The sequence below is a fragment of the Streptomyces sp. NPDC006691 genome, from assembly GCF_042869955.1.
Classification (GTDB): domain Bacteria; phylum Actinomycetota; class Actinomycetes; order Streptomycetales; family Streptomycetaceae; genus Streptomyces.
This window is the reverse complement of the sequence record NZ_JBIAGW010000001.1, coordinates 237,927-264,064: the sequence shown is the minus strand read 5'-3', so window position 1 is coordinate 264,064 and position 26,138 is coordinate 237,927. Positions and strand designations below refer to the sequence as shown.

Below are 26,138 nucleotides of genomic sequence, written 5' to 3'. Positions count from 1 at the left end.
CCCGCCCGTGGGGGGGAGTTGATGGGGTTAGGTCCTGGGGCTGCGCCCCAGACCCTGGGGGTTTGCCCGCCCGCCCGTGGGGGGGAGTTGATGGGGTTAGGTCCTGGGGCTGCGCCCCAGACCCTGGGGGTTTGCCCGCCCGCCCGTGGGGGGGAGTTGATGGGGCTGGGCCCTGGGGCTGCGCCCCAGACCCTGGGGGTTTGCCCGCCCGCCCGTGGGGGGGAGTTGATGGGGCTGGGCCCTGGGGCTGCGCCCCAGACCCCGGGGGTTTGCCCGCCCGCCCACCCGTGGGGGGAGTTGATGGGGTTAGGCCCCTGGGGCTGCGCCCCAGACCCCCTTGAGGGGCTGCGCCCCTCGGACCCCCAGTTGGCTGTGCTTCTCGGACCGCCTGGGGGGTGCTCCTGGAGCCGTCAGGGGGACTGTGCCCCTCGGACCGTCAGGGGGACTGTGCCCCCTCGGACCGTCAGGAGGGCTGTGCCCCTCGGACCGCCGAGGGCTGTCCCCCTCGGAGCGCCCGAGGGCTGTGCCCCTCGGGCCCCAGGGAGGCTGTCCCCCTCGGACCGCCAGGAGCCGCGCGCCGCGCTCCCCGGACATCCGGCCCGCACTCGCCCATGTTGTTCAGCCCACTGCCGGTGCCTCTGCTCATCCAACTCTGCTGAACGGGCGGGCGGGTGGGCAGGGTGCCCCCGACCACTCGCCCCGCACTCGCCGACGCCGTTCAACCCACCACCAGTGCCTCAGCTCATCCAACTCTGCCGAACGGGCGGGCGGGTGGGGAGGGACCCCCCGACCACTCGACCCGCACTCGCCGACGCCGCTCAGCCCACCACCAGCGCCTCCGCCCACCCAACCCCGGCGAACAGGGACGGGGCTCCTCCTGCTCATGAAGAGCTGGGGAGGGTGGGCCCGCCTCCGCCCCAAGGACCCTCATGTCACGACCCCACCTCGTACTCGCCCCCTCCCTCGGCACGACCCAGACGCTCTGGGCACCTCAACTACCCGCACTCTCCGCCCGCTTCGACGTGATCCCCTGGGACCTCCCGGGCCACGGAGACGCCCCGGCATCAGCCCTGAACCCGGGACGATGGCCGGGATCGGGATCGGGATCGGGATCGGGATCAGGATCGGGACAGGGCCCAGGACCGGGACGGGGGCCCGGGCCGATGCCGGGGCCGGGGCCCGCCCGCATCGAGGCGCTGGGGGGACTGGTTCTGGCGCGGCTCGACGCGCTCGGCGTCGGCCGGTTCGCCTTCGCCGGAGTCTCCCTCGGCGCAGCCGTCGGCGTGTGGCTGGCCGCGCACCACCCCGAGCGCGTCGAATCCCTCGCCCTGCTCTGCACCTCCGCCCACTTCGGGCCGCCCGAACCCTGGGCCGAGCGAGCCGCAGCCGTGCGGGCGGGCGGGCTCGGGGCGGTCGCCGACAGCGCCCCGAAACGCTGGTTCACCCCCGGCTTCCCGGCCCCGGGCAACCTCCTCGCCGAGCACCACCGCGTGGACCCGGAGGCGTACGCCGTCTGCTGCGAGATCCTCGCCGGGCTCGACCTGCGCCCCGACCTGGCCCGCATCACCGCCCCCACCCTCGTCCTCGCCGGCCGGGACGACACGGCCACCCCACCCCCGCACGCCCGCGAACTCGCAGACGGCATCCGCGACGCCCAGCTCGTCGAGCTGCCCCGCGCCGGACACCTCGCCAACGTGGAGCGGCCCCGAGCCGTGACCGACGTCCTGCTCCAGCACTTCACGCGCACCCACCCCGACCCGCTGCGCCAGGCCGGCGAGAGCGCCCGCCGCGCGGTGCTGGGTGACGCCCACGTGGACCGGGCCCAGGCCCGTACGACCGCCTTCACCGCCCGCTTCCAGGACTTCATCACCCGCTACGCCTGGGGTGAGATCTGGGGCGGGACCGACGGCGAGGGCGGGAGCCACGATCCGGGCCGGGCCGGGGGCAGGGCCACCCTGGACCGCCGGACCCGCAGCGTCATCACGCTCACCGCGCTCGTCGCGGGCGGCCACAAGGACGAGCTGGCCCTGCACGTGAAGGGTGCGCTCCGCGGCGGCCTGAGCCCCGACGAGATAGCCGACGTACTGCTCCAGTGCGCCGTGTACTGCTCGGTGCCCGCCGCCAATTCCGCCTTCGCCGTCGCCGAACGGGCGATCAGCGAGTACGAGGCGCACGACGCGCACGAGGTGCACGAGGCGCACGACGCGCATGAGGCGCACGCGGCGCACGAGACGCATGAGTCGTACCACGGGCATGAAGCGCACGAGGGTGCCACCGAACGGACCCGTACCGATGGGGAGGACGACTGACATGCCCGGCCGCGAAGAGCGAACCGTCCCCGCCCACACCACCGTCGCCATCATCGGCGCCGGCCCCGCCGGGCTCCTGCTCGCCCGGTTGCTCCACAACGCGGGGATCGACTGTGTGGTCCTGGAGAGCCGCGACCGCACGTACATCGAACAGCGCCAGCGCGCCGGCATCCTCGAACAGGGCACCGTCGACGTGCTGCGCGCCGCGGGCGTGGGGGACCGCATGGACCGCGAGGGCCTGCCGCACGACGGCATCGAGCTGCGCTACGACCGCCGCTCCCACCGCATCGACTTCCCGTCCCTCACCGGCGGTCGCCGTGTGATGGTCTACGCCCAGACCGAGGTGGTGAAGGATCTCGTGGCCCGGCAGCTGGCGGACGGCCCCCCGCTGCTGTTCGGGGCGGAGGTGGTGGGAATCGACCCGGAGGCGGCCGACGGCCGCACCGCCGTCGTCCACTACCGCGGGCCCGACCACTACCGCGGGCCCGACCACCACCGCGAGCCCGGCCACGAAAGCCCCCGCCCCGACGCCGACGCCACCCTCACCTGCGACTACGTCATCGGCTGCGACGGCTTCCACGGGGTCTCCCGGGCCGCCGTCCCCGCCGCGCTGCGCACCACGTACGAGCGGACGTACCCCTACTCCTGGCTCGGCATCCTGGCCCAGGCGCCGCCCGCGTACGGCGAGTTGATCTACGCGCACTCCGACCGAGGGTTCGCCCTCGCCAGCATGCGGTCGGCGAGTGTGAGCCGGCTCTACCTCCAGGTGCCCAACGGGACCGACCCCGCCGACTGGCCCGACACCAGGGTCTGGGACGAGCTGGACGCCCGCCTCGCCACCGACGCCGACCCGGGCTGGAAACTGGAGCGCGGTACCGTCGTCGCCAAGTCCGTTCTGCCCATGCGTAGTTGGGTCATGGAGACCATGCGGTACGGGCGGCTCCTGCTGGCCGGGGACGCCGCGCACATCGTGCCGCCCACCGGCGCCAAGGGGCTGAACCTGGCCGTCGCCGACGTCGTCGAGCTGTCCCGAGCCCTCGTCCAGCGGCACGTCACCGGCTCGACGGAACGTCTCGACGCGTACTCCGAGACGTGTCTGCGCCGGGTCTGGCGGGCCGAGCACTTCTCGTACACGATGACCGAGCTGCTGCACACGGACCCGGCGCAGTCCGCGTTCCAGACCCGGCTACAGCTCTCGCAGCTCGACCGCATCGCCCACTCCCGGCACGCCGCGGCCGAGCTCGCCGAGAACTACACGGGTCTGCCGATGGCCCCGCCGTCCCCGTACGCGAGCTGAGCCTCTCCCGCGCTCTCGCCGCACGCGCGCAGCCGCACCTGGGTGATCCCGCTGATGTACCGCGCCCCGCACCTGTCGGACGGCACTACCAACTGGGCGCCCACAGCGTCCAGTTGGCTGCCGTCCAGGGTCGTGGCGAGCAGCACCGGCGAGTCGCCGAAGTCCTCGTCGATCTCGGCCCAGGACAGCACCGTCGCGTGGCCGTCCTCGCCGGTGATCTCCAGCAGGAAGCGCGATCGGTCCTTGCGGCGGGCCGGGTCGAAGCCCGGACCCGCCTCGGTGATCACCTCGCGCAGCAGGGGACCCGTGAAGGTGTGCGCCCGCGGGCCGCTGGTCGCGCAGTCGAAGGTGACGGCCGCGGTCCGCTGAGGCCACCGCTCCCGCAGCTCGGCCACGCTCAGCTCGACGGGCCGGTCCACCGCACCCACTACCGCAATGTGCCGCTCGGCCACGCGTTTATGAGTCATGTACGAGATTATGGCTCGCATCTGCCGTTTTGGGTGAGGGGTGGGCGGACCCCGTTCCGCCGGCCGGCGCCCGCCTGGGCGCGCGGTCGGCCCGCGCACCGCCCACCGCCCGGCCGCGAACCGCGGATGCACCCGCCCACCGCCCGGCCGCGAACCGCGGATGCACCCGCCCGCCGCCCGCCCCCGCACCGCCCATGCACCCGCCCACCGCCCGCCCCCGCACCGCCCATGCACCCGCCCCCGCACCTTCCTCCAACCGCCTTGACCTGCCACGCTGTTGTGATGACAGAGGTGTTCTTGCGGCGGCTGTCCCGATGGCAGGCCGAGCAGCAGAGGGAATCCGTCGCGGACTTGTACACGGCGGCGTACGACGAGGTGCCGGGCGTCGAGCCCCTGGGGCGGAGCGGGTTCCTGCGCCGCTTCGCGGAGGACGTGCAGCGTCCCGGCTTCGACATGATCATCGCGGGCGATCCGTTTCTGGTCGGCTGCGCCTACGGCTACCCGCCCGGGCGCGAGGGCGAGTGGTGGCACGGCTTCCGTGGTGCCGCGACCGACGGCGACGAGGAACTCGCCACCGCGGACCGGGTGTTCGCGCTCGCCGAACTCATGGTGCTGCCCGATCGGCGCCGCACCGGCATCGCGACCCGCCTCCAGGAGCGCCTCCTGGAACGCCAGGAGGCCGATCTGATCACCACGCTGATCCCCGCCACGGACACCGCGGCGGCCGCGGCCTACGCCTCCTGGGGCTGGACCCGGTCCCCCCTCACCACCCCGCCCCCGCAGGGCCCCGCCCTGGACGCCTGGATCCGTCGGCCGGCGGGGTGAGGGAGCCGCCGGACGGAACCGGTCCGCCACCCCTCCCACGCGCCCCTCCCCGCCACCCTTCCCACGCGCCCCTCCCCGCACCCTTCCCGCGCGCCCCTTCCCGCGCCCCGCGCCGGGGCCCGGGCGCGCGGTCGGGACCCGTGACGATCAGCCGCCCACTTCCCGGTACGCCTCGCCCAGCGCCAGCATGCTCTGGCCGAGTCCCGAGCACGCGACCGTGGCGTAGCTGAGGACCAGGGCGGGCGGCCGGGCGGTGTCCGACAGGGTGTAGAAGCTGCCGCCGCGGGTCAGGACCGAGCGGCGGCGGGCCGCACGCAGAAGGGCCTTCTCCTCGATGTGCGGCGGGAGTTGGACGTAGGCCTGGAGCCCGCTCTCGCCTCCGGTGAGGCGGGCGCCGGGCAGGCAGGCCTCCAGTTGGCGGCGGATGGTCTGGCGGCGCCGGTGCAGTTCCGTGCGCAGCTGGCGCTGGTAGCGGTCGAGCGCGCCGGTGTCGATGAAGCGGGCGAAGGTGAGCTGTTCGAGACCCGAGCAGCCGATGTCCCAGCCGGCCCGCACGTACTCGACCGACGCCATCAGCTCCGAGGGTGCCGCCAGCCAGCCGAGCCGCAGCGCAGGGGCCAGCGTCTTGCTCGCGCTGCCCGCGTACACCACCCGGTCGGGCGCCAGGCTCTGGAGCGCCGGGAGCCGGTCCGAGCGGTGCAGGAAGGCGCTGTCGAAGTCGTCCTCGATGATGTAGCCGCCGACCTCGCGGGCCCAGGCGATCAGCCGCTCCCGCCGGGGCACGCAGAGCCGCACCCCGGTGGGAAACTGGTTGCCCGGGGTCAGCAGCACCGCCCGTGCGCCGCTCCGCTCCAGGAGGTCGACCCGCAGCCCGTCCTCGTCCACCGGGATGCCGGTCACCCGCAGCCCCGAACTGGTGACGAACTCGCGCTCGCCCGGATGCCCCGGGTCCTCCACCGCGAGCGTGGTGTGGCCCCGGTCCAGGAGCACCCGGCAGATCAGGGCGAGGCCCTGGGCGAAGCCCGCGGTGATCATGAGGTCCTCGGGCCGGCTGCGCACCCCGCGCACCCGGCCGAGGTAGCCGGCCAGGACCCGCCGGGCCTGCGAGACGCCGGCCGGCGGGGAGTAGCCGAGTTCCTGGTGGCCGGCGTCGGAGACCACGGCCGTCATGCAGCGGATCCACTCCTGGCGCGGGAAGTCCACGACGTTGGACGTCCCGGTGCGCAGGTCCCACATCGCCTCGGGCGCGGTCTCCGGGTCGGGCGGGACCAGACGCGAGGTCGAGTCGGGCGCGCCGGCCCGCTCCGAGACCGTCGTGCCCGAGCCGTGTCTGGTCTGCAAATAGCCCTCGGCCGAGAGCTGCTCGTACGCCTCCACCACGACGCTGCGGGACACCCCTATATCCAGAGCCAGTTGGCGGCTGGACGGAATCCGGGTGCCCGGCCACAAAGTTTGATCCTCAATTAGTTTGCGCAGCGAATTGCGTATTTGAACGGCGAGCGGAAGACGCGATTCACGGTCCAGGGTGAGGGCTAGCTGTAGCGGCAAAGTGGTCTTCTCTCCGGAGGCCGAAGTGGTATGGCTGGGCCGGTCCCACATTTGATGGAGTCGTTGAGCACACACATTCGTCGCCAGGGGAAAACGGCGGGTGAGGGGTGGGACGGGGAGTCCGGCGCGAACGGCCCGGGCATGCGTGACGTGCGGAGCCGGGCCAGCGGCGCCCCGTCGATGTGCATGGTCATTCCTCGAAGCCCCTGCGGTCCAGTCGGATCAGGAAGGCTTTCGACGTGTCCTTGTTGTCAGATCTAGCGGAACTGCCAGAAGTGCCAGCGTACGACGGGGAATTGCGTCCCGACGAAGCGGTCGTGAACATTCCGGTCCGAGTGGTTTCCGAAGAACTCCCGCAGGTCGAAGCACTGGGCCTGTACGAGGCGCTCTCCCGTACCCGGGAAGAGGGCGACGTCTATCTCTTCGAGAGTCTCGACGGCCCCGACCGGGACCGCCACTACGCCGCCGTGGGATACGGGCGCCTCGCCGAACTGCGCGTTCACGCCGAACGGCTGGAACTCGTCGCTCCCGGCCCGCTCGGCGAACGCCTCGCCGCCGCGCTCACGGCGACCGTGGGAGAGGACGGCCGAACGGTCGCAGGTGCTACGGACGGCGCCCGGCAGTGGCCCGTGCGCGACTCCGACACCGTCTGGCGGGTGCTGCGCGCCGTCCAGGCCCTCTTCGACCTCGACACGGCCGTGCCCACCGGCACCTTCGCCTTCGGCTTCCTCACCACCCTCGCCTACGAGGCGGCGTGGGCGATGGAGGAACTGCCCGAGAGCCAGGCCGACGCGGACCTGCCGCGCTGCACGCTCACCCTCTTCAAGGACACGGTCTGGTACGACCTGAAGCGCGGTGGAGTACGTCATCTCGCCGCTTCCGGGCCGCAGTTGACCTCCGAACCAGGACAGCCGCCGCTGCGTACGGTCGTCGAGGCCGTACGAGCGGCGGGGGGCGGGCGCACGGGCCACGAGAGTGTCCCGCCGGCGCCGGTGGCCACGTCCGTACGGGACACCGTGGACGAGGCCACGTTCATCGAGCGTGCCGAGCGCTGCCTGCACCACATAGGCATCGGCGACAGCTACCAGATACAGATCGGTCATCGGATCGACGTCGAGACCGAGTTGACCCCGCTGGAGGTCTACCGGCGGCTGCGCCACCGCAACCCGTCGCCCTACATGTACCTCGTCCCCTGGGCCGGGCGGACCGTGATCGGGGCCAGCCCCGAGCTGTTCATCCGGGTCGAGGACGACGCCATCTCGATGCGGCCCATCGCCGGCACCGCGCGCCGTGCCGCCGACCCCGCCGAGGACGCCCGCAGGGTGGCCGAGCTGCGGGACAGCGCCAAGGAACAGGCCGAGCACATCATGCTGGTCGACCTGTGCCGCAACGACATCGGCCGGGTCTGTGAGCCCGGCACGCTCTCCGTCGACACGATGATGGAGGTCGAACCCTTCGCGTACGTACACCACTTGGTGTCCACCGTCTCGGGCCGGCTGAGACGCGGGACGGACGTGTGGGCGGCGATCCGCGCGACGTTCCCGGCCGGCACGATGACCGGTGCTCCCAAGCTGCGTGCCATGGAGATCATCGACGGTCTGGAGGAGCACCCGCGTGGCATCTACGCCGGCGCCCTCGGCCTCGTCGACGTCCGGGGCTTCGCGGTGCTCGCCCTGTGCATCCGCACCGCCGTGCACGACGGCGTCCGCTACAGCACCCAGGCCTCGGCCGGGATGGTCGCCGACTCCGAGCCCGCCGCCGAATGGCGCGAGACGCTCGCCAAGATGAGCGCCACGTACTGGGCGCTGACCGGCGAGGAGCTGCTGAAGTGAAGGTCCTCCTCGTCGACGCGTACGACAGCTTCAGCCACATCATCGACCAGTACCTGCTCAGCCTCGGCGCCGAGACGGACGTGGTGCGCTCGCGCACCCGCTCCGTGGCCGAGCTGATCGGATCCGCCCCCGACGCGGTGGTCCTCGGCCCCGGCCCCGGACACCCGGCCGACTCCGGCCACGTCGAGCTCGTGCACGCCTTCGCCGGGCGGGTCCCGCTGCTCGGGGTGTGCCTCGGCCACCAGGCGATCGGCCTCGCGTACGGCGCGAAGGTGGCCGTCGCCCAGCGCCTGATGCACGGCAAGACCAGCCCCGTGCGCCACGACGGCCTCGGCGTCTTCGCGGGCGCGGGGCAGCCGCTGACCGTCACCCGCTACCACTCCCTGATCGTCACCGACCCGCCGCCGGAGCTGACGGTGACGGCGACCTCCGAGGACGACGGATACGTCATGGGCGTGCGCCACGCGAGCCTCGCGGTGGAGGGCGTGCAGTTCCACCCCGAGAGCGTGATGACGGCAGACGGCATGCGCCTCTTCGCCAACTTCCTTGCCCGTCCGGCCGGTGTGCCGGCCGCGGCCTCCCTCTAGCAGCCCGCCCGGCCGCTTGAGCCCACCCGGAGAGGAACCCCGCCATGTGGCTCCCCACAGACGGTCCCGCCGCAGAGTTCACGACCCGCTACCTCGAACTGCACCGCGCCTTCTACGCCCGCACCCTCACCGACACCGCCCTCGCGCAGTGGCGCACGGGCCAGCTGGCCACCGTACTGAAGCAGGTCAGCACCCAATCGCCGTTCTACGCGCGCCACTTGAAGGACGCGGACCTGGCCTCCGCCACCCCGGAGGACCTCAGCGCACTGCCCTTCACCACCAAGACCCACCTGCGGGAGGAGATGCTCGACGTCCTCAGCCGCCCGCTCGCCGACGCGCTCTTCTTCTACGAGACGACCGGCACCACCGGCCGGGCCACGCCCTGCCCCCGTGACGGCCGTGAGATCGTCGCCAGCAACGCGCACATCACCGAGTCCTGGGGCTCGGTCTTCCGCCACCACTTCGGCGAACACCGCCCCCGCATCGGCCTGATGGGCCCCACCGAGGTGCACTCGTTCGGCGACACCCTCGGCGACATCGCCCGCAACACCGGTTCCATGAACGCCAAGATCTGGCCGTACTCGCCCGTCATCGGCTTCGAGAAGGCGCTCCAGCTGATGAAGGACCTCGAACTGGAGGTCATCTGCTGCACCCCCGGAGTCGCCCTCACCCTGGCCAAGGCCGCCGAGCACTACGGCTACGACCTGCGCGAGGACTTCTCCGTCAAGCTGCTCTTCGTCACCGGCGAGATGTGCACCCCCGCCCTCGCGCACAACCTGGAGACGGTCTGGGGGGCGGACGTCTACAACATCCTGTACGGATCGCAGGAGGCGTTCGTCATCGCGACCGCCTGCCGCAACAAGCGGATGCATCTGTCGCAGACGAACTACGTCATCGAGGTCGTCGACCCCGAGACGGAGGAGTCCCAAGGGTCGCGCGGAAGCGGCGAGTTGACGGTCACCATGCTGATCGACGGGGTCAAGCCGCTCGTTCGCTATCGCACCGGGGACGCCGTCGTCGTCGAGGAGTCCGACTGCGGCTGCGACATGCCGGGCGACCTCGTGCGCATCGTCGGCCGCACCCTGGACCGCCTCGAACTCGGCGGGCGCCGGTTCACCGCCGGGCAGATCGAGACGGCGGTCATGACCGGGGTCACCGGGTCCGCCGGATACCAGGTGGTCATCGAGCGGGACGAGGACAGTGGGCAGGACCGGCTGACGGTGCGCCTCGAACTGCTCAAGGGCCTCGTCGAGGACGGCCCCGGGCTCAGCGCCGCGGTGCGCGACCGGGCGTCCGAGGCGCTCGGGGTGCCCGTCACGGTGGAGCTGAGCGACGGACTCGACCCGATCGTCAGCACGGGCGCCTTCGTGAGCTGGAAGGCCGCCCGCATCGTGGACCGGCGCATCGCGCCCGACCACGAGACCCGGGTGGCCCGGAAGATGGCGGCGAACCGTGGCTACGAAAACTGAGGCGGGCGCCCTGCCGGGGGCGCTGGCCGAGGAGTACACGGCGCGCTGGAGCGAGCTGGCCGGCCGCTGGGCGGCCCGCCCCGGCACCACGCTGGGCACGCTCGGCCCGGCCGGCACGTCCAGCGACCTGGCCGCGCGGTTCCTGGCGGCCGAGCATGAGCTGCGCGTCGAGCTGTTCGCCACGTTCGACGACGTGCTGCATCAACTGCTGGGCGGCGCAGTGGAGTTGGCGCTTGTGCCGAGCGCGTACGGCGGGCTCACGGGCTTCCACTGGCACCGGGATCTGCGGCTGCGGGCGTTCTTCCCGCAGGCGACGCCGGAGTACGGGATCGCGAGTGCGGCGGCCGGTTCGGGGGCGGCTCCGGCTGTTCCTCCGGGGGAGGGGCCCGTGTCGGTCGCCGCGATGTGGGAGGTGCGGCGGATCTATGCGGAGGTGGCTCCGCCGGGGCTTCGCGGGCGGCCGGTGGTGTGGGTCGACGCGGCCTCGACCCAGCACGCGGCGGAGATCCTCGCGGGGGGCGGGGCGGAACTCGCGGTCACCAACGCGCCGGGTGTGCTGGCGCACGGCCTGCGGTGGGTGGCCACGCGCCCCGGTGCGGAGATCATCTGGACGCTGTTCGGCCGAGCCGAGGGGGTTGAACCGGCCGGGGGCACGCGTGGGTGAGCCCTCGCTCGGAGCTGCCGTCCGTTCGGGCGCGGCCCGGTAGGGCGGGGAGAGGTCATCGGGTGCGGGCCGTGGGTGGTTGCCCGCGCAGTTCCCCGCGCCCCGGAAGGCCTCGGTGCCGGCCGGCACCGGGCACTTCAGCCCGTCATGGGGGTCCCCCCTGGCCCTTAAGGCCTTGGGGGAGTTCGAGGACGAGCGCCGTTCAGGCGCGAAACGGGGTCCGGGGCGGAGCCCAGAGGGCCCGAACCGTCAACCCGGCCGCACGGGCGGGGGGCACCCCCCCCGGGTCCGGGGCGGAGCCCCAGGGCTGGGGGGCTGCCCGTCGCAGCCCAGTCGATACCGCTAGGAGAATTCATGGCACGCCGCAAAACCCTGCTCCACCGAGCCACCGTCCAGGAGGGCCTGGGCCGAGCCTCCGTACCCCGCCGGAGCGTGCTGATCGACGGGGACCACATCGAGGCCGTCCTCCCCGAGGACCTCGCCCCCCTGCACACCCCCGACATCGACGTGCTCGACCTCGACGGCCGGACCGTCATGCCGGGGATGACGCTGGGGCACACCCACATCGCCTACCTCGACGTCCTCGACGGCCGCGAGATGCTGTTCAAGCACTCCATCCCCGAGGTCACCCTCGGCGCGGCCGAGAACACCAGGAACCTGCTCGCCCTCGGCTACACCGCCTTCGTCGGCGCCGGATCCGTCGCCGGGATCGACATGGCCCTGCGCCGGGCCGTCGACTCGGGGCGCCTGACCGGGCCGAGGATCACCCCGTGCAGCCGGGACCTCATGGTGTCGGGCCCGCCCGAGCGACGTAACCCCGAGGTCAAGAAGCGCATCCCGTCCGATCTGATGCGCCTGGCCGACACCCCGGAGGAGATGGCCGAGTACGTCGCCGGGGAGATCGCGCAGGGGGCGGAGATCGTCAAGGTGTTCTCGTCCGGCGACGACACCTTCCCCAACGGGCGCTCGCACGAACTCCTCTTCACCGCCGAGGAGTTGAAGATCGCCGCCGAGACCGCGCACCGCCTTGGCGCCAAGGTGCGGGCACACTCGCGCGGCCTCGCCGGGATCCGCAACGCCATCGCCGCCGGCGTCGACGTCATCGACCACGCCACCTACGCCGACGACGCCGCGCTCGACGCCATCGCCGAACGCGGGATCTTCGTCGTGCCCAGCCTCTACCAGCCGCACATGCTGCTGACCACGGGCACCGAGCACGGCAAGACCACCGAGTACCTGGAGACCCTGGAATTCGAGGCCGAGGTCGCCAACACGCTGCGGATCCTGCCGCTCATGGTCGAACTCGGCATCCCGGTGGTCGCCGGGGACGACTTCGGGTTCGCCTGGACCCCGCACGGCAGCTACGCCAAGGAGCTTGAGCTGTACGTGACGATGGCCGGCATCCCCGCCCCCACCGTCCTGACCTGGGCCACCGCCAACGGCGCCCGGCTCGCCGGACGCGGGGACCGGGCGGGGGTGGTCGCGGCCGGCCGCCTCGCCGACCTGGTCGTGACCGACGGCGACCCGGCGAAGGACATCACCGTCCTCAGCCGGCCCGGCGCGATCGAACTGGTCCTCCTCGGCGGTGCCCCCGTCGCGGGCGACGCCACCGCCTTCCGTACCCGAGTCCCGGCTGGAGCCGCGTGATGAGTAGGACCCGAGCCGTACTCCCCGTCCTGCCGGTCCTCGCGGTGGGCGCCTTCGCCATCGGCACCGACACCTTCGTGGTGGCCGGCGTGCTGCCCGAGGTGGTCGACGGGCTGAAGTCCAACCTCGCCGACGTGGGCTGGGTCAGCACCGTCTTCGCGCTCACCTACGCCGTGCTCGCCCCGGTCCTCGGCGCGCTCACCGGGCGCGTGGAGCGCCGGACCGTACTCGTCGTGTCGCTCGTCGTCTTCGCGCTCGGGAACGCGGCCTCCGCGCTCGCCCCGGGGCTCGGCTGGCTGCTCGTGGCGCGGGTGGCGACCGCCGCCGGAGCCGCGCTCTACATCCCGGCGGCCTCCGCGTCCGCCGCCGCCCTGTCCGCGCCCGAGCGGCGCGGCCGCGCCATGGCCGTGGTGCTCGGCGGGCTCTCCGCGGCGACCGTCGCGGGCGTACCGTTCGGCACCTGGCTGGCCGCCGACCTCGGCTGGCGGTCCACGTTCTGGCTGCTCGCCGGGCTCGGTGCGGTGTGCGCCGCCGCCGTGGCGGGCGGCCTTCCCGAGGTGCGGCTGCCCGCATCGCCCGGACTCGCGGCCCGGCTCGCCCCGGTACGGGACGCGCGGGTGCTGTTCACCGTGCTCACCACCCTGCTGTTCATGACCGGCGGCTACCTCGTCCTCACCTACATCGGCGCGGTGCTCGCCCCGGCCACCGACGGCAAGGGCACCACCCTCGCGCTGCTGCTCCTGGTCTTCGGGGTGCTCGCGGTCGGCGGCACGGTCCTCGGCGGCCGGGCCACCGACCGCTGGGGACCCACGCCCGTCCTGCTCACCTCCGTGGCCGGGCTCGCCGTGGTGCTCGCCACGCTGCCGCTGACCCGGGACGGCCTGGCGACGGCCGCGCTCGCCATGGGCGCCTGGGGCATCACCGCGATGGCGACCCAACCCCCGCAGCAGCACCGCCTGTTCGCGATCGCACCCACCTCGGGACCGCTGCTGCTCTCGCTGAACTCCTCGGCCACCTTCGCCGGCATCTCGCTCGGCGGATTCATCGGCGGCCGGGTCATCGCCCACGCCGGCCCCCACGCCCTGGACCGCCTCGGCCAGCTCGGCGCCGTGCTCTCGGTGCTCGCCCTGGGGACGGCCCTCATCGGCGTACGGGTGCGGACGGCGGCCCCGGCCGCCGGTGAGGCCCCGGCGGCGCCCCGGCCCGCGGAGAAGACCGCCTGACCGGGCGGGCGGCCGCAAGTGGACTTCTGGAATTGCCGGAAATTGGCCACAGCCGGGCCCCTGCCCGCTCCCTAGGGTCGGGACGTCATCAGCGGTCCGGCCGGTACCGGCCACGGGATCCCCACCCTCGTCACAGTCGAAGGAATCCACGTCCATGGAGAGCTCCACCCACGTACCCGGCGGCGTTCGCCCCCTCACCGTCACGATCGACCGCCGCCTGTCCGAGCGGGTGCCCGGCTATGTGCTCGGCCTGATCGCGGTACCGGACATCGACGTCGTCGGGGAGTCGGGGCAGATCGACGGGTGGCTCACCGCCGCCGAGGACGCGCTGCACGCGGCCGGTCTCAGCAAGGCGGACGTGTCGGCGCTGCCCCCGATCGCCGCCTGGCGGGACGCCTACCGCACGGTCGGCGTCAACCCGAACCGCTTCCCGTGCGCCGCCGAGTCGGTCCTGCGCCGGGTGGCCAAGGGCGACCGGCTGCCCCGGATCAACGCGCTCGTCGACCTCTGCAACGCGGTCTCCCTGGACACCCGGCTCCCCGTCGCGTCCTGCGATGTGGGCGACATCCAGGGCGAGTTGGGGGTCCGGCTCGCGCACGGCGACGAGGTCTTCGCACCGCTGGGCGCGCCCGGAGCGACCGAGCACCCCGACCCGGGAGAGGTCGTCTACGCGGACGCCCAGGGCCGGGCCCACTCCCGGCGCTGGAACTGGCGGCAGGGCGATGTGGTCAAGACCGGGGTCGGCCGCCGCAGGCTCCTGCTCACCGTGGAGTCCGCGCACGACGGCGGCCGGGCCGTCGTCGAGGAAGCGCTCACCCGCCTGGCCAAGGCGCTGACCGGGCTCGGCGCCGAGCCCGGACCCGCCGTGGTGCTCGACGCGGCCACGCCCGGCGCGGAGCTCTTCGCCCCCTCGCCCGCGACCGCCCGCTGATGCCGCCGTCCCGACCCGCCGGCCCGGATCCGTATCCCCGGGCCCGTCTGAGGAGCACCGCATGAACCCCTCGATCCTCGTGGTCTACCGGCCCGCAGCGGGGCGCTACACCGCCCAGTTCCGTGCCGTCGTCGCGGCCGCCGCCGAGCTCGGCGTGGCCACCGTGGTGCTGCTGCCCACCGGCTGGGAGGCCCCCGAGGCCGACGGCCTGCCGCGGTACCACGCCGACCTGGACGACACGGCGGCCGTGCGTGCCGCCGTCGACACCATCGTCGCCGAGCACCGCATCGAGCGGATCTTCCCGCTGTTCGAGGGCGATGTACTGCCCGCGAGCCGGGCCCGTCGCGACCACGGCATCCCCGGCCTCACCCCCGACCAGGCCCTCAACTTCCGCGACAAGAACGTCATGCACCGCAGGGCCGAGGAGCTCGGAGTGCGGGTCGCCCGCTCCTGCCGCCCCGACACCGTCACCGCGGTGGCCGAGTTCGCCGGCCGGGTCGGCTACCCCGTCGTCGTCAAGCCGTACGCCGGCTGGGCCTGCGGCAACACCTACCGCGTGAACGACCGGGCCGAACTCGACCGTGTGTGGGGCGAGATGGGAGACGACCGGCACGAGTACCGGGTCGAGGAGTTCATCCGCGGCACCGAGTTCCACGTCGACTCGCTCTTCCAGCGCGGCGAGGTCGTCTTCGAGCAGCTCTCCCAGTACACGTACTCCGTCCTGGAGTACCGCGACGAGCCCGGCGGCACCATCTCGCGCAAGCACGACCTGACGCCCAGCGAGCGGCGCATCCTGGAGCTGAACGCGGTGGTCCTGCGCGGCTTCGGCCTGAGCACCGGGGTGGTGCACGCCGAGTTCTTCCTCCTGGACGACGGCGAGATCGTCTTCGGCGAGGCGGGAGCCCGGGCCGGCGGCGGCTCCATCGTGCCCGCCGTCGAGGCCGGGCGCGGCATCAACCTGGCCGGCGAGTGGTGCCGTCTGGAGCTGGACCCCGAGCACCGCCCGGCCGCCCGGCTCGGCCCGGAGGTCGGCACCGAATACCTGTCGTCCGGCGAGTACGGCACGATCACCGCCATCACCTCGGCCGCCGAACTGACGGCTCTGGAAGGCGTGTTGGACGCCGACGTGTGGAAGAGCGTCGGCGACGTGCTCGCCCCGCCGACCGCCTCCAACGACGTGCTCGGCTGGTACGTGTGCGAGGGCACCGACTTCGAGGACGTCAAGGCCCGCTTCAAGACGGTGCGGGACAGCTTCCGCGTAGAGACCGGGGCCTAGCCGTGCTGTGGGTCGCGCGCTTCAGGGAACTCCCGCTCGCCCTGCGGGTGTTGTTCCTCGCCTCCTTCGTCAACCGGGCCGGCATGTTCGTCTTCCCGCTGCTCGCCGTCTATCTGGTGCGCGGCAAGGACCTCAGCCCCGGCGAGGCGGGCCTGCTCATCTCCATCGGCAGCACCGGCCTCCTGGTCGGCAGCCTGCTGAGCGGTCCGCTGTGCGATCTGAAGGGCAGGCGCACGGCCCTCCTGAGCGCGCTGATCCTCAACGCGGCCGGCTACCTCGGTCTCGCCCTGCTCGACGGCGCGCCCTGGACGTACGCGGCCCTGCTGTTCGTCGCGCTGGTCGGCATGGGCATGTTCAGCCCGGCCTCCAACACCCTGGTCGCCGATCTGACCACCCCCGAGCAGCGCCCGTTCGCCTACACGATCAGCTATGTCGGCAACAACCTGGGCATGGGGGTGGGCCCGCTGCTCGGCGGTGTCGCCGCCGCGTACTCGTACCACGTCATGTTCGCGGGGAACATCTTCGCGGGCCTGCTCTGCGCGGCGATGATCACGCTGTGGGTGCCGCGCGACCGCCGCAAGCGGGACGCCGAAACCCGTAAGGACAAGGGGCGTTCGGGCCCGCTCGGGCATCGGCACGTGCTGCTGCTCGTCCTCGTCTCCTTCTTCTACGTCGTGCCGCTCATCGGCCTCGAATACGCGCTGCCGCTGGCGGTCACCACGGTCCTGCACGATTCGGCGGGACTGGTCGGCGCGGTCTACACGATCAACAGCGTCGTCGTGGTGAGCCTGGGTCTGCTCATGGAGAAGCACATCCGCGGCCGGGGCACCAAGGCGCTGCTCCTGGTGGCCGGGCTGCTGTGGACACTGGGGCTCGCCGTGATCGTCTTCGGGTTCTCGCTGCCCGCGCTGCTGCTCTCCACCGTGGTGTGGACGCTCGGCGAGATCATCGTGTCCGTGGTCGTGCCCACCTATGTCGCCGACCACGTCGACGAGGGCCGCGTCGGCAGCTTCATGGCGCTCAACGGCTTCGTCCTCGGCCTCGCCCGGCTCGTCGTGCCGGTCGGCCTGGGCGTGCTGTGGACGGCCGACGGCTACCGGCCCGTGTTCGTGACGCTGCTCATCGCCCCGCTCGTGGGCATCGCCGCGTTCTCCGTGCTGCGGATCAGGCCGCCCGCGGCCCGCAGGCCCACTGCCGAGCCGGAGCCGAAGGCGGCCCCGGCGAACACCTGACCCGTCCGCCCGCTCCTCCTCACTCCGTACCGGCTCCACTCCACTCACAGGAAAGTTTCCATGGCCCAGACGAAGTTCCTCCTTTCCGAAGACCAGATCCCCACCACCTGGTACAACGCGGTCGCCGACCTCCCCAAGCCGCTGGACCCGATGCTGCACCCGGGCACCCGCGAGCCGATCACCCCGGCCGACCTGGAGCCCCTGTTCCCCGCGGAGCTGATAGCGCAGGAGTTCTCCACCGACCGCGAGATCGACATCCCGGGCGCCGTCATCGACGTCTACCGGCAGTGGCGGCCGAGCCCCCTGGTGCGGGCCCGGCGGCTGGAGAAGGCCCTCGACACCCCGGCCCGCATCTACTTCAAGAACGAGGGCGTCAGCCCGGCCGGCAGCCACAAGCCCAACACCGCCGTCCCGCAGGCGTATTACAACAAGCAGGCCGGCGTGGAGCGCCTCACCACGGAGACCGGCGCCGGCCAGTGGGGCAGCTCGCTCTCGCTCGCCTGCCAGTACTTCGGCCTCATCTGCGAGGTCTACATGGTGAAGGTCAGCTACCAGCAGAAGCCGTACCGCCGGGGCCTGATGGAGACGTTCGGGGCCAGCGTCACCGCGAGCCCCAGCGAGCTGACCGAGGCGGGCCGGGCCGCGCTCGCCGCCGACCCCGACTCGCCCGGCAGCCTCGGCCTCGCCATCTCCGAGGCGGCCGAGGCGGCCGCCACGAGCGGCGGCACCGCCAAGTACGCGCTCGGCTCGGTCCTCAACCTCGTGCTGATGCACCAGTCGATCATCGGCAAGGAGGCCCTGCTCCAGATGGAGCTGGCCGAGGACTACCCGGACATCGTGATCGGCGCGGCCGGCGGCGGCTCCAACTTCGGCGGCCTGGCCCTGCCGTTCCTGGGCGAGCAGCTGCGCGGCGGCCGCTCGGTGCGGGCCATCGCGGTGGAGCCGTCGTCCTGCCCGACGCTGACCGAGGGCACGTACGAGTACGACTTCGGCGACACGGCCGGGCTGACCCCGCTCACCAAGATGCACACCCTCGGCCACACCTTCGTGCCGCCGAGCATCCACGCGGGCGGGCTGCGCTACCACGGCATGTCGCCGATCATCAGCCAGCTGAAGGAGCTCGACTACCTGGAGGCGCGCGCGGTGCCGCAGACCGCCTGCTTCGAGGCCGGGGTCACCTTCGCCCGCAACGAGGGCATCGTGCCGGCCCCCGAGTCGACCCATGCCGTGCGCGCGGCCATCGACGAGGCGCTGGCCTGCAAGGAGTCCGGCGAGTCGAAGAGCATCCTGTTCTCGCTCTCCGGCCACGGCCACTTCGACATGCAGGCCTACATCGACTACTTCGCCGGAAAGCTCAAGGACTGACCGTCCGGGGCCGTCCGGCGCGCGAGGGCACGACTGACGGCCGGGGGGAGCCGGTCGTCAGGGGGAAGGGGCGGGCCCGGACGGCCCGCCCCGTGGGAACAGCTGTCACTGGGGGAAAGACATGCAAGGAGTACGTTCCGACCGACCCGTCATCCTCGGGATATCGGGCTCCGAGCGGGCGGGCGGCAACACCGACCTCGCTCTCGACTACGCGGGAGAACTCGTGCGGGGCCGGGGAGCCGCGTTCCGCACGCTCTACCTGCGCGACCACCGCATCTCGCCGTGCAGCCCGTGCGGCGACTGCAACAGCAGGACCCTGCCGTGCGCACTGCCCGACGACATGCCCGGCATCGTCGAGGAGATGAAGCGCGCGGACGGGATCATCTACGCGGTGCCCGTGCACGGCTTCGGCCTCGCGCACCTGATGCAGATCTTCATAGAGCGGGCGGGCGTCGGATTCCTGCGCTTCGACCGCCCGTTGGCCAACAAGGTCGGCGGCATCATCGTCACGGGCCGCCGCTACAGCGACTCCTCCGTGCACAACCAGCTCGTCGACAACCTGCTGCTCAACCGGATGATCCTGGTGGGCAGCGGCTTCCCGGCGCTGCTGCGCAACACCACCGGAAAGCCGGGCCTGCACGACCCCGAGGGCGTCGACGCCCTGGAGCGGATGACCCACCGCATGATCGACATGACCCTGCTGCTGCGCAGGCACCGATCGGACACGGGGGAGCCGGTGCTTCCCCTGGACGACCGCAACGAGCGCGTGGAGCGCAGCCGTTCACTGTCCTGAATCCACACCCGACCCGATCCCCACCTCCGAGGAGAGTCCTGTGAGCACCACGACGCCCGCCCTGGTCGGCATCGACTTCGATGCCATCCCGTGGGAGAAATGGAACAAGCCCGGCGCCGACGGCCGGGTGAAGATCGCCTACACCGGCGGCAAGCGGGTCCGGCTGATGGAACTGCCCGCCGGATTCAATGAGTTGGAGTGGTGCGAGCGCGGCCACCAGGGCTGGGTGCTCCAGGGCGAGTTCACCATCCACTTCGACAACCGCTCGATCCCCTGCCGCCCCGGCATGGGCTTCATCATCCCCGGCGACGAGCGCCACCGCTCCCAGGGCTCCGACGACGAGCCGACCGTCGTCTACGTGATCGACGAGGTCCCCGCCCCATGACCGCAGGCACCACAGGAGCCGCCACCGGAACCACTGCCGGAGCCGCCACCGGAACCACTGCCGGAACCTCCGCCGGAGCCGAGCGCATCGACGAGCTGCGCCTGTCCGTCGACGCGCTCGACCGCCAGATCGTCGCTTTGCTGGCCCAACGGACGCGCGTCGTACGGGAGTTGACGGCCTTCAAGACCGACGAGGAGACCGTGCGCTCGCCCGGGCGGGTGGCTCAGGTGATCGAGAAGGTGCGGGGTCTGGCCGTCGAGGAGGGCATGCCCCCGGGCATCGCGGAGAGCGTCTACCGCACGCTCATCACCGAACTGACGGACCTCCAGATGGAGCTGCTCGCCGAGCGCAGGGCATCGGCTCGCCGGGCCGCTCCGGCCGGGGCCCGCGAGGGCGCGGCATGACAGGGCGCCGGCTCGCCGACCTCCGTACCGCGCTCGCCGGGCTCGATCCCATGCCCGGCGAGCTGGTGCGGGAGCGGGCGGAGGTCCCGGCCCGGTTCGGGGTCTCCGCCCGCTACGCGAAGTGGGCCGGCGCGCCCGCCCCGCCGCCCACCGGACCCGGCCCCGCCGTCCTCTTCGAGCGGGTCGCTCCGGAGAGCGGGGCGCCCGCCCGGGCCGTGCTCATCGGCCTGTACGGAACCAGGCGCCGGGCGGCGGCCCTGCTCGGCACCACCCCGGGCCTGCTGCCCCGGCGGATCCTGGACGCGGTGGCGTCGCCGGTGGCGCCGGTGCGCGGCCGGGGCGGCCGGGAGCCGGTGCGCACCTTGCTCGCCCCGGATCTGACGGCGCTGCCGGTGCCGGTCCTCACCGACGAGGACGCGGGCCCGTATCTGACGCTCGGCTCGGTCCTGGCGACCGACCCGGACACCGGGGTGCGCAACCTGTCCATCCACCGGATGTGCGTCCAGGGCCCGGACCGGCTCTCCCTGTGGATGGTGCCGGGCCGCGATCTGGAGGCCGCACACCGGGCGGCCCGGCGGCGGGGCGAGAACCTGCCCGTCGCGATCCATCTGGGTCTCGGCCCGGCCGTACTCCTCTCGTCGTGCTGCCCGACGTCCCTGGTTCCGGCGGGAGTCGACGAGCTGGCCGTGGCGGGGGCGCTCGGCGGGGCGCCGGTCGAGCTGACGGACTGCCGCACGGTCGCGGCGGAGTGCATAGCGCACGCCGAGTACGTCATCGAGGGCGAGCTGCTCGCGGAGACGGCCCCGGAGAACCCCCAAGGCCCTTACGCCACACCGGAGTTCCTCGGCTACCGGGGCCGCGCCCACCCGGGGCTTCCGACCGTGCGGGTCACCGGCATCACCGCACGCGAGGGCGCGATCCTCCAGACCGTGTCGGGTCCCGGCCACGAACAGTCGGTACTGCTCGGCTTCGGCATGGAGGCGGCGGTCCTGGCCCGGCTGCGGGAACTGGACGCGCCCGTCGAGGGCGTGCACTGCCATACCGCGGGCGGCGGCCAGCTCATGGTCGTCCTCCAGTGGCGGCCCAAGCGGTCGGCCGCAGACGACGAAGTGGTCCGCAAGGCCGCCGAGTCGGTCCTGGAGGAGTTCCGGATGGCGAAGCTCGCGGTGTCCGTGGACGAGGACGTCGACATCGAGTCGGACGCGGACCTGTGGTGGGCGATGACCACCCGGCTCCAGGCCGACCGCGATGTGGCGGTGCTGCCCGACCGGCTGGGCTTCCCGCTCGACCCCTCCCAGTCCACCGCGTACTCGCCGAACCTGTCGGCGGACGGCCGCACCGCGAAGGCCCACTTCGACTGCACGGTCCCGTACGCCCTGCGCGCCCGTTTCCACCGGCCGCGCTTCACCGAGCCGCAGGCGTAGGGGAGTTGGCGGGTGCCGTGGCCGTGGCCGCGGGACCCGCCGGTCCGGTGGGATCCGCCGGCCCCGTCCTCCCCGTCGCCTCCCGTACCGCGTCCGCGAGCAGGGCGACGCCCCGGGTGATGCGCGGGGCGGGCAGGGCCGCGTACCCCACCAGGAACGTCGGCTCGGCCGGCGGGTCCTGGACGAAGTAGCCGGACGCCGGGTATATCCGCACCCCGAGCCCGGCCGCGACCTCGGCGATCCGCCCCTCCGGGGTGCCGCGCGCGCCGGTCAGGGTGACCAGGACGTGCAGGCCGGCCGCCTCGCCGGAGATCCGCACCTCCGCCCCGAAGTGTTCGTACAGCGCCTCCAGGAGCCGGCTGCGGCGCTGGCGGTACAGGCGGGTCATCCGGCTGATGTGGCGGGCGTAGGCACCGGTGGCGATGAAGTCGGCGAGTGCGTCCTGGGCGACCGTGGGCGTGAGCCGGTCGGTGATCCACTTGATCCCGAGGAAGGGCTGCACCAGGTGCGGCGGCAGCACCGCGTAGCCGATCCGCAGCGCCGGGAAGAGCGTCTTGCTGAAGCTGCCGACGTACACCACGGTGTCGCGGTGCCGTTCGGCGGCGAGCGCGGGCAGCCGCTCGCCGGTGAAGGTGAACTCGTTGTGGTAGTCGTCCTCCAGAACGGTCGCCCCGTGCTCGTAGGCCCAGCGTACGAGGCCGCGCCGCCGCCCCTCGGACAGGATGAACCCGGTGGGGAACTGGTGCGAGGGCGTCACGTACACCAGTTTCACGCGCGCCGGGTCGTGGCCGTGCGCCCGGACACAGGCGTCGATGTCGTCGACCCGCAGGCCCTGTTCGTCCACCGGAACCGGCACCACGTGCGCCTGCGAGCAGCCGAAGACCTGGCGCAGGACGGTGTGGCTCGGATCCTCGATCACCACCACGTCACCGGGCCCCACCAGCATCCGGACCAGGATGTCCAGGGCCTGGGTGGCGCCGCTGGTCACCATGATGTGGTCCGGCGAGGCGTCCAGGGCCCGGCTCTGGCGCACCAGCGTCGCGATCTCGGTGCGCAGCGTCGGCGAGCCCTCGGCCGGGCCGTAGCCGAGCGAGGCGACATCGGCACGGCCGTAGGCGTCATGCAGCGACTGACGCCAGCGGGCGACGGGGAACTCGGCGAGCGCCGGGGTGCCGTGCCGGAAGTCGAGGGCGCTGCTCGCGTGGTGGGTGGGCGGCGGCTCCCACGGCTGCCACAGCGGGCTGCTCCCGTCGGTGGCCCGGGGCGGCTGCGGTGCGAACTTGGCGCGGGAGGACGGGTGTTGGGGGGTGCGCCGAGCAGGTGAGCCGCTTCCGGCCAGCGGGGCGACCTTCGTACCCGAGCCGCGCTTGGCGATGATGACGCTGTTGGCCCGCAGCAGTTCATAGGCCCGGGTGACGACGGTCCGCGACACATCGAGCTGCTGGGCGAGCTCGCGCGACGCCGGCACGTTGTCACCCGGGCGCAGCTGGCCGGCCCGGACCAGGGCCGTGATCTGATCACAGAGCTGTTGCTGCAACGGCGTGCCGCCGTCCCGGTCGAGGACGATGAGCAACTCCGACGACCCCACGGCTTCCCCCTTCGCCAGGTTCCCCCGCCGAGTCTGCCACGGTGTGGGGCCGTGGCCCGCTCAGGTCTTTCCGACCGCTTCCAACGGGCTCAGGGCGGCCGCGCGGCGGGCCGGTACGGCGGCCGCGAGCGCGCCGGTCACCAGTGCCAGGAGCGCCAGGAGCGCCAGCGACCCCCAGGGCGGCGAGAAGGCGTACCGGGTCATCGCGCCGCTGGTCAGCGAGCCGACGGCCCAGGCCCCGAACACCCCGCCGACCAGGCCGAGCAGCGTGCCGAAGGCGGCCACGGTCACCGCCTCGGCCCGGATCATCCGCCGGACGCCCGCCCGGTCCATGCCGATGGCGCGCAGCACGCCGATCTCCCGGGTGCGCTCCGCGACCGACATGGCCAGGGTGTTCACGATGCCGAGCAGTGAGATCAGCGCGCCGATGGCGAGCAGCCCGTACATCAGGGTGAGCAGTTCGCTCACGGTCCCGCCTGCCTCGGCGACGAGCACCTCGCGGTCCTTGACCTCGACGAGCGGGCTGTTGCCGGTGGCGGTGCGCAGCCGGGCCGCGGTGGCGTCCGACACCGCGCCGTCGGTGCGCACCAGGATGCGCTGGACGGTGCCGGGCATGAAGCTGTGGCGCTGCACCTCGCCACGGGCGCCGAGGGCGTCCTGCGCGAGGGGGTTGTCCCGGTAGACGCCGACGACGGTGTAGTCCGCGAAGTCCTGGCCGGGGCCGATGCGTGCCTTGGCGGTGGAGCCCGTACGCAGGCCCTGTTCCCGGGCCACGCTCTCGGAGACGGCGATCCGGCCGGTGCCGATGCCGTCGGCGGAGCCGCTGGTGAAGTCGAGCTTCATGACCTCGTGCAGGGTGGCGGGGTCCACGCCCGAGATCGTGCGGACGTTTCCGCCGGTGAACAGCGTGGAGTCGGCGACCGCGGCCGCCGTCCGCACCCCGGGGGTGTCCGCGACGCGCTTCGGGGCGGCCGGGTCGAGGGCGAGCGTGGACGTACGGGCCCCGATCACATAGTCCGCGCTCAGCCCGTCGGCGGCCTGGCGGTCCAGGGCCTGCCCGGTGGAGCTGCCGATCACCGCGAGGCCCGCGACGAGCGCGGTGCTGACCATCAGGACGGAGGCGGTGGCCGCGGTGCGCCGCGGATCGCGCAGGGCGTTCGCCCGGGCGAGCCGCCCGCTGACCCCGGCGCGTCCGCTGCCCCCGAGGAGCCCGGCCGTCCGCGCGCCGAGGCGGATCACCGGACCCGCGAGCAGCGGCGCGAGGGCGATCAGGGCGGCCAGGAGGAGCGCGCAGCCGAACATCGCGTTCTGCACGTTGGTGTCCGACGCGTCCTTCGCCCCCGTCAGCGACACCAGCAGCCCGGCCCCGGCGACGAGCAGCACCAGGCCGGTGATCGCGCGCGGCCGGGAGGCGGCGGGCGGGGGCGGCTGTTCGGCGGAGCGCAGTGCCTCGACCGGCGCTACCTTCGCGGCCCGTCGCGACGGCAGCCACGCGGCGAGCACGGTGATCCCCACGCCGACCCCGAGCGCCGCCGCAACGGGACGCACGCCGATGACCAACTCGCCGCTGGGCAATGGATCCTGACTGGTACTCAGCACACCAGGCAGCGCCTCGGCGATACCGAGCCCGGCCACGAACCCGGCCACCGAAGCCGCGAGCCCGACCAGGGCCGCCTCCCACAGCACCGAGCGCACCACCTGACGGCGGGTCGCGCCGATCGCGCGCAGCAGGGCGATGTCACGGGTCCGGCGCGAGACCAGCATCGTGAAGGTGTTGACGATGAGGAACGAGCCGATGAACAGCGCGACCCCGGCGAAGATCTTCGGCATCTTCTGGTAGCCGCGGGTCATCAGGTCGACGTTGGCAGCCTGTTGGGCGGCCTGCGCGGCCCCGCTGGTCGCCTCGGCCCGGTCGGCCGGGAGCACGGTGGCGACCTCGGCCGACAGTGTGACCGGGTCGGTGCCGTGGGCGGCGGTCAGGTCGATCGAGGTGAAGTGGCCGGGGGAGGCGAACAGGCGCTGCGCGGTCGCGGTGTCGAACAGGGCGAGGGTGCCGCCCGCGGTCACCCGAGAGTCCTGGGTGTCGACGATCCCGACCAGCCGCTTCTTGAGCACCGGCCCGTCGGTGGCGAGCGTGACGAGGTCCCCCACGGCCAGGTGCCCGGCCGCGGCGGTGCCCCGGTCCACGACGAGCTCGTCCGCGCGGGCCGGGGCGCGCCCGGTGACCAGCGGGTACCGCCGGTCCGTGCCGTCCGCACCGGGCACGTACGCCCCCGCGAGGTTCGCCCACGCCCTGCCGCCCCGCAGCGGGCTGCCGTCGGCGGCGTTGAGCGTCGCGGACCCGTCGACGGAGGGCCGCACCTCGGCGACTCCGGGCAACACGGCCAACTTCCGTACGAGGGAGGCGTCGAGCGCGTCCTCCCCGCTGCGGTCGGCGTCCCCGGGCGGGGGTTCCTTCGGGGTGACGGTGAGCGCGATCCCGGCGAAGTTCTTGGACGCGGCGGCGCGGTGCGCGGCGGAGGACGACTCGGCGAACACGAGCGTCCCGCAGACGAAGGCGACGCCGAGGGTGACCGCGAGCACGGTCATCAACAGCCGGGCCTTGTGCGCGAGTACGTTGCGCAGGGCGGTTTTGAACATGGGGTTTCTCAGTCCTGGGGGGGGGATGGTGGGCTTCGGGGCTTCGGGGCTTCGGGGCTTCGGGGCACCGGGGTTCGGGGGGTGCGGGGTGCGGGGTGCTGGGTGCGGGTCGTGCGGGGCTGGTTGTGGAGTTCCCCGCTCCCCTGCAGGCGGATCGGCAGGGGGCATACCCAGCCCGTCCGGCGTGTGAGGACGAGCACCCTTCTGGCGCGAACGGAGGTCTGGGGGCGGA

The 26,138-nt window shown here is 72.9% G+C and carries 20 protein-coding genes and 1 pseudogene; 17 read left to right on the top strand and 4 right to left on the bottom strand.

Annotation, left to right across the window (positions count from 1 at the left end; all coding sequences use genetic code 11):
* Nucleotides 1–929 precede the first annotated feature (929 nt).
* Nucleotides 930–2,168, top strand: a pseudogene (locus ACFYNP_RS01170) (alpha/beta fold hydrolase); the annotation flags it as partial.
* Between the two features lie 142 nt (nt 2,169–2,310).
* Nucleotides 2,311–3,606 (top strand): 4-hydroxybenzoate 3-monooxygenase, encoded by a 1,296-nt coding sequence (locus ACFYNP_RS01165; protein ID WP_388781462.1) that lies wholly within the window; start codon nt 2,311–2,313, stop codon nt 3,604–3,606.
* On the opposite strand, the gene ACFYNP_RS01160 is transcribed toward ACFYNP_RS01165, so the two are convergent.
* Nucleotides 3,561–4,073 (bottom strand): molybdopterin-dependent oxidoreductase, encoded by a 513-nt coding sequence (locus tag ACFYNP_RS01160; protein ID WP_388414898.1) that lies wholly within the window; start codon nt 4,071–4,073, stop codon nt 3,561–3,563. The genes ACFYNP_RS01165 and ACFYNP_RS01160 overlap by 46 nt on opposite strands.
* 282 nt (nt 4,074–4,355) lie before the next feature.
* Here ACFYNP_RS01160 and ACFYNP_RS01155 point away from each other — a divergent pair, with 282 nt between their 5' ends.
* Nucleotides 4,356–4,898, top strand: coding sequence for a hypothetical protein (locus ACFYNP_RS01155; protein WP_388414895.1), 543 nt, complete (start codon nt 4,356–4,358; stop codon nt 4,896–4,898).
* A gap of 147 nt (nt 4,899–5,045) precedes the next feature.
* On the opposite strand, the gene ACFYNP_RS01150 is transcribed toward ACFYNP_RS01155, so the two are convergent.
* Nucleotides 5,046–6,497, bottom strand: coding sequence for a PLP-dependent aminotransferase family protein (locus ACFYNP_RS01150; RefSeq protein WP_388414892.1), 1,452 nt, complete (start codon nt 6,495–6,497; stop codon nt 5,046–5,048).
* A 266-nt stretch (nt 6,498–6,763) separates the two neighbouring features.
* Here ACFYNP_RS01150 and ACFYNP_RS01145 point away from each other — a divergent pair, with 266 nt between their 5' ends.
* From ACFYNP_RS01145 to ACFYNP_RS01080, 14 genes are all read left to right on the top strand, one after another.
* Nucleotides 6,764–8,278 (top strand): anthranilate synthase component I family protein, encoded by a 1,515-nt coding sequence (locus ACFYNP_RS01145; RefSeq protein ID WP_388781460.1) that lies wholly within the window; start codon nt 6,764–6,766, stop codon nt 8,276–8,278.
* On the top strand, nt 8,275–8,865 hold the full coding sequence (locus tag ACFYNP_RS01140; protein ID WP_388414887.1) for an anthranilate synthase component II: 591 nt from the start codon (nt 8,275–8,277) through the stop codon (nt 8,863–8,865). The genes ACFYNP_RS01145 and ACFYNP_RS01140 overlap by 4 nt, the downstream gene beginning before the upstream one ends.
* A 44-nt stretch (nt 8,866–8,909) precedes the next feature.
* Nucleotides 8,910–10,334, top strand: coding sequence for a phenylacetate--CoA ligase family protein (locus ACFYNP_RS01135; RefSeq protein WP_388781457.1), 1,425 nt, complete (start codon nt 8,910–8,912; stop codon nt 10,332–10,334).
* On the top strand, nt 10,318–10,998 hold the full coding sequence (locus tag ACFYNP_RS01130; protein ID WP_388414882.1) for a hypothetical protein: 681 nt from the start codon (nt 10,318–10,320) through the stop codon (nt 10,996–10,998). The genes ACFYNP_RS01135 and ACFYNP_RS01130 overlap by 17 nt, the downstream gene beginning before the upstream one ends.
* A 354-nt stretch (nt 10,999–11,352) precedes the next feature.
* Nucleotides 11,353–12,645: an amidohydrolase family protein gene (locus ACFYNP_RS01125; protein ID WP_388781454.1), complete on the top strand. Its 1,293-nt coding sequence runs from the start codon at nt 11,353–11,355 to the stop codon at nt 12,643–12,645.
* Complete coding sequence (locus ACFYNP_RS01120) at nt 12,645–13,868, top strand: MFS transporter (protein ID WP_388781451.1); 1,224 nt, start codon at nt 12,645–12,647, stop codon at nt 13,866–13,868. The genes ACFYNP_RS01125 and ACFYNP_RS01120 overlap by 1 nt, the downstream gene beginning before the upstream one ends.
* Nucleotides 13,869–14,022: 154 nt before the next feature.
* Nucleotides 14,023–14,799, top strand: coding sequence for a B3/4 domain-containing protein (locus tag ACFYNP_RS01115; RefSeq protein WP_388781449.1), 777 nt, complete (start codon nt 14,023–14,025; stop codon nt 14,797–14,799).
* A gap of 61 nt (nt 14,800–14,860) precedes the next feature.
* Nucleotides 14,861–16,075, top strand: coding sequence for an ATP-grasp domain-containing protein (locus tag ACFYNP_RS01110; RefSeq protein ID WP_388781446.1), 1,215 nt, complete (start codon nt 14,861–14,863; stop codon nt 16,073–16,075).
* A 2-nt stretch (nt 16,076–16,077) separates the two neighbouring features.
* Nucleotides 16,078–17,307, top strand: coding sequence for an MFS transporter (locus ACFYNP_RS01105; RefSeq protein WP_388414869.1), 1,230 nt, complete (start codon nt 16,078–16,080; stop codon nt 17,305–17,307).
* A 60-nt stretch (nt 17,308–17,367) separates the two neighbouring features.
* Nucleotides 17,368–18,672, top strand: a complete 1,305-nt coding sequence (locus ACFYNP_RS01100; protein WP_388414866.1) for a TrpB-like pyridoxal phosphate-dependent enzyme — start codon at nt 17,368–17,370, stop codon at nt 18,670–18,672.
* A 121-nt stretch (nt 18,673–18,793) separates the two neighbouring features.
* Nucleotides 18,794–19,465: a flavodoxin family protein gene (locus ACFYNP_RS01095; RefSeq protein ID WP_388414863.1), complete on the top strand. Its 672-nt coding sequence runs from the start codon at nt 18,794–18,796 to the stop codon at nt 19,463–19,465.
* A 40-nt stretch (nt 19,466–19,505) separates the two neighbouring features.
* Nucleotides 19,506–19,850, top strand: a complete 345-nt coding sequence (locus ACFYNP_RS01090) for a hypothetical protein (RefSeq protein WP_388414860.1) — start codon at nt 19,506–19,508, stop codon at nt 19,848–19,850.
* Nucleotides 19,847–20,254, top strand: a complete 408-nt coding sequence (locus ACFYNP_RS01085) for a chorismate mutase (RefSeq protein ID WP_388781443.1) — start codon at nt 19,847–19,849, stop codon at nt 20,252–20,254. The genes ACFYNP_RS01090 and ACFYNP_RS01085 overlap by 4 nt, the downstream gene beginning before the upstream one ends.
* The gene (locus tag ACFYNP_RS01080; RefSeq protein WP_388414854.1) at nt 20,251–21,678 is read left to right on the top strand and encodes a UbiD family decarboxylase; all 1,428 of its coding nucleotides are present in this window, start codon (nt 20,251–20,253) and stop codon (nt 21,676–21,678) included. The genes ACFYNP_RS01085 and ACFYNP_RS01080 overlap by 4 nt, the downstream gene beginning before the upstream one ends.
* Here the strand turns inward: ACFYNP_RS01080 and ACFYNP_RS01075 are convergent.
* Together ACFYNP_RS01075 and ACFYNP_RS01070 are read right to left on the bottom strand one after the other, a co-directional pair.
* Nucleotides 21,659–23,266: a PLP-dependent aminotransferase family protein gene (locus ACFYNP_RS01075; protein WP_388781440.1), complete on the bottom strand. Its 1,608-nt coding sequence runs from the start codon at nt 23,264–23,266 to the stop codon at nt 21,659–21,661. The two genes, ACFYNP_RS01080 and ACFYNP_RS01075, sit on opposite strands and share 20 nt — an antisense overlap.
* Nucleotides 23,267–23,326: 60 nt before the next feature.
* Nucleotides 23,327–25,906 carry an ABC transporter permease gene (locus ACFYNP_RS01070; protein ID WP_388781438.1) on the bottom strand — a complete coding sequence of 860 codons (2,580 nt, stop codon included), beginning with the start codon at nt 25,904–25,906 and terminating at the stop codon, nt 23,327–23,329.
* Between the last annotated feature and the right edge of the window lie 232 nt (nt 25,907–26,138).

What these genes read in the sequence shown, in the direction of transcription:
- ACFYNP_RS01165 (WP_388781462.1), top strand. Translation starts at nt 2,311, where the DNA reads ATGCCCGGCCGCGAAGAGCGAACCGTCCCCGCCCACACCACCGTCGCC.
- ACFYNP_RS01160 (WP_388414898.1), bottom strand. Translation starts at nt 4,073, where the DNA reads ATGACTCATAAACGCGTGGCCGAGCGGCACATTGCGGTAGTGGGTGCG.
- ACFYNP_RS01155 (WP_388414895.1), top strand. Translation starts at nt 4,356, where the DNA reads ATGACAGAGGTGTTCTTGCGGCGGCTGTCCCGATGGCAGGCCGAGCAG.
- ACFYNP_RS01150 (WP_388414892.1), bottom strand. Translation starts at nt 6,497, where the DNA reads ATGTGGGACCGGCCCAGCCATACCACTTCGGCCTCCGGAGAGAAGACC.
- ACFYNP_RS01135 (WP_388781457.1), top strand. Translation starts at nt 8,910, where the DNA reads ATGTGGCTCCCCACAGACGGTCCCGCCGCAGAGTTCACGACCCGCTAC.
- ACFYNP_RS01125 (WP_388781454.1), top strand. Translation starts at nt 11,353, where the DNA reads ATGGCACGCCGCAAAACCCTGCTCCACCGAGCCACCGTCCAGGAGGGC.
- ACFYNP_RS01120 (WP_388781451.1), top strand. Translation starts at nt 12,645, where the DNA reads ATGAGTAGGACCCGAGCCGTACTCCCCGTCCTGCCGGTCCTCGCGGTG.
- ACFYNP_RS01115 (WP_388781449.1), top strand. Translation starts at nt 14,023, where the DNA reads ATGGAGAGCTCCACCCACGTACCCGGCGGCGTTCGCCCCCTCACCGTC.
- ACFYNP_RS01110 (WP_388781446.1), top strand. Translation starts at nt 14,861, where the DNA reads ATGAACCCCTCGATCCTCGTGGTCTACCGGCCCGCAGCGGGGCGCTAC.
- ACFYNP_RS01100 (WP_388414866.1), top strand. Translation starts at nt 17,368, where the DNA reads ATGGCCCAGACGAAGTTCCTCCTTTCCGAAGACCAGATCCCCACCACC.
- ACFYNP_RS01095 (WP_388414863.1), top strand. Translation starts at nt 18,794, where the DNA reads ATGCAAGGAGTACGTTCCGACCGACCCGTCATCCTCGGGATATCGGGC.
- ACFYNP_RS01085 (WP_388781443.1), top strand. Translation starts at nt 19,847, where the DNA reads ATGACCGCAGGCACCACAGGAGCCGCCACCGGAACCACTGCCGGAGCC.
- ACFYNP_RS01080 (WP_388414854.1), top strand. Translation starts at nt 20,251, where the DNA reads ATGACAGGGCGCCGGCTCGCCGACCTCCGTACCGCGCTCGCCGGGCTC.
- ACFYNP_RS01070 (WP_388781438.1), bottom strand. Translation starts at nt 25,906, where the DNA reads ATGTTCAAAACCGCCCTGCGCAACGTACTCGCGCACAAGGCCCGGCTG.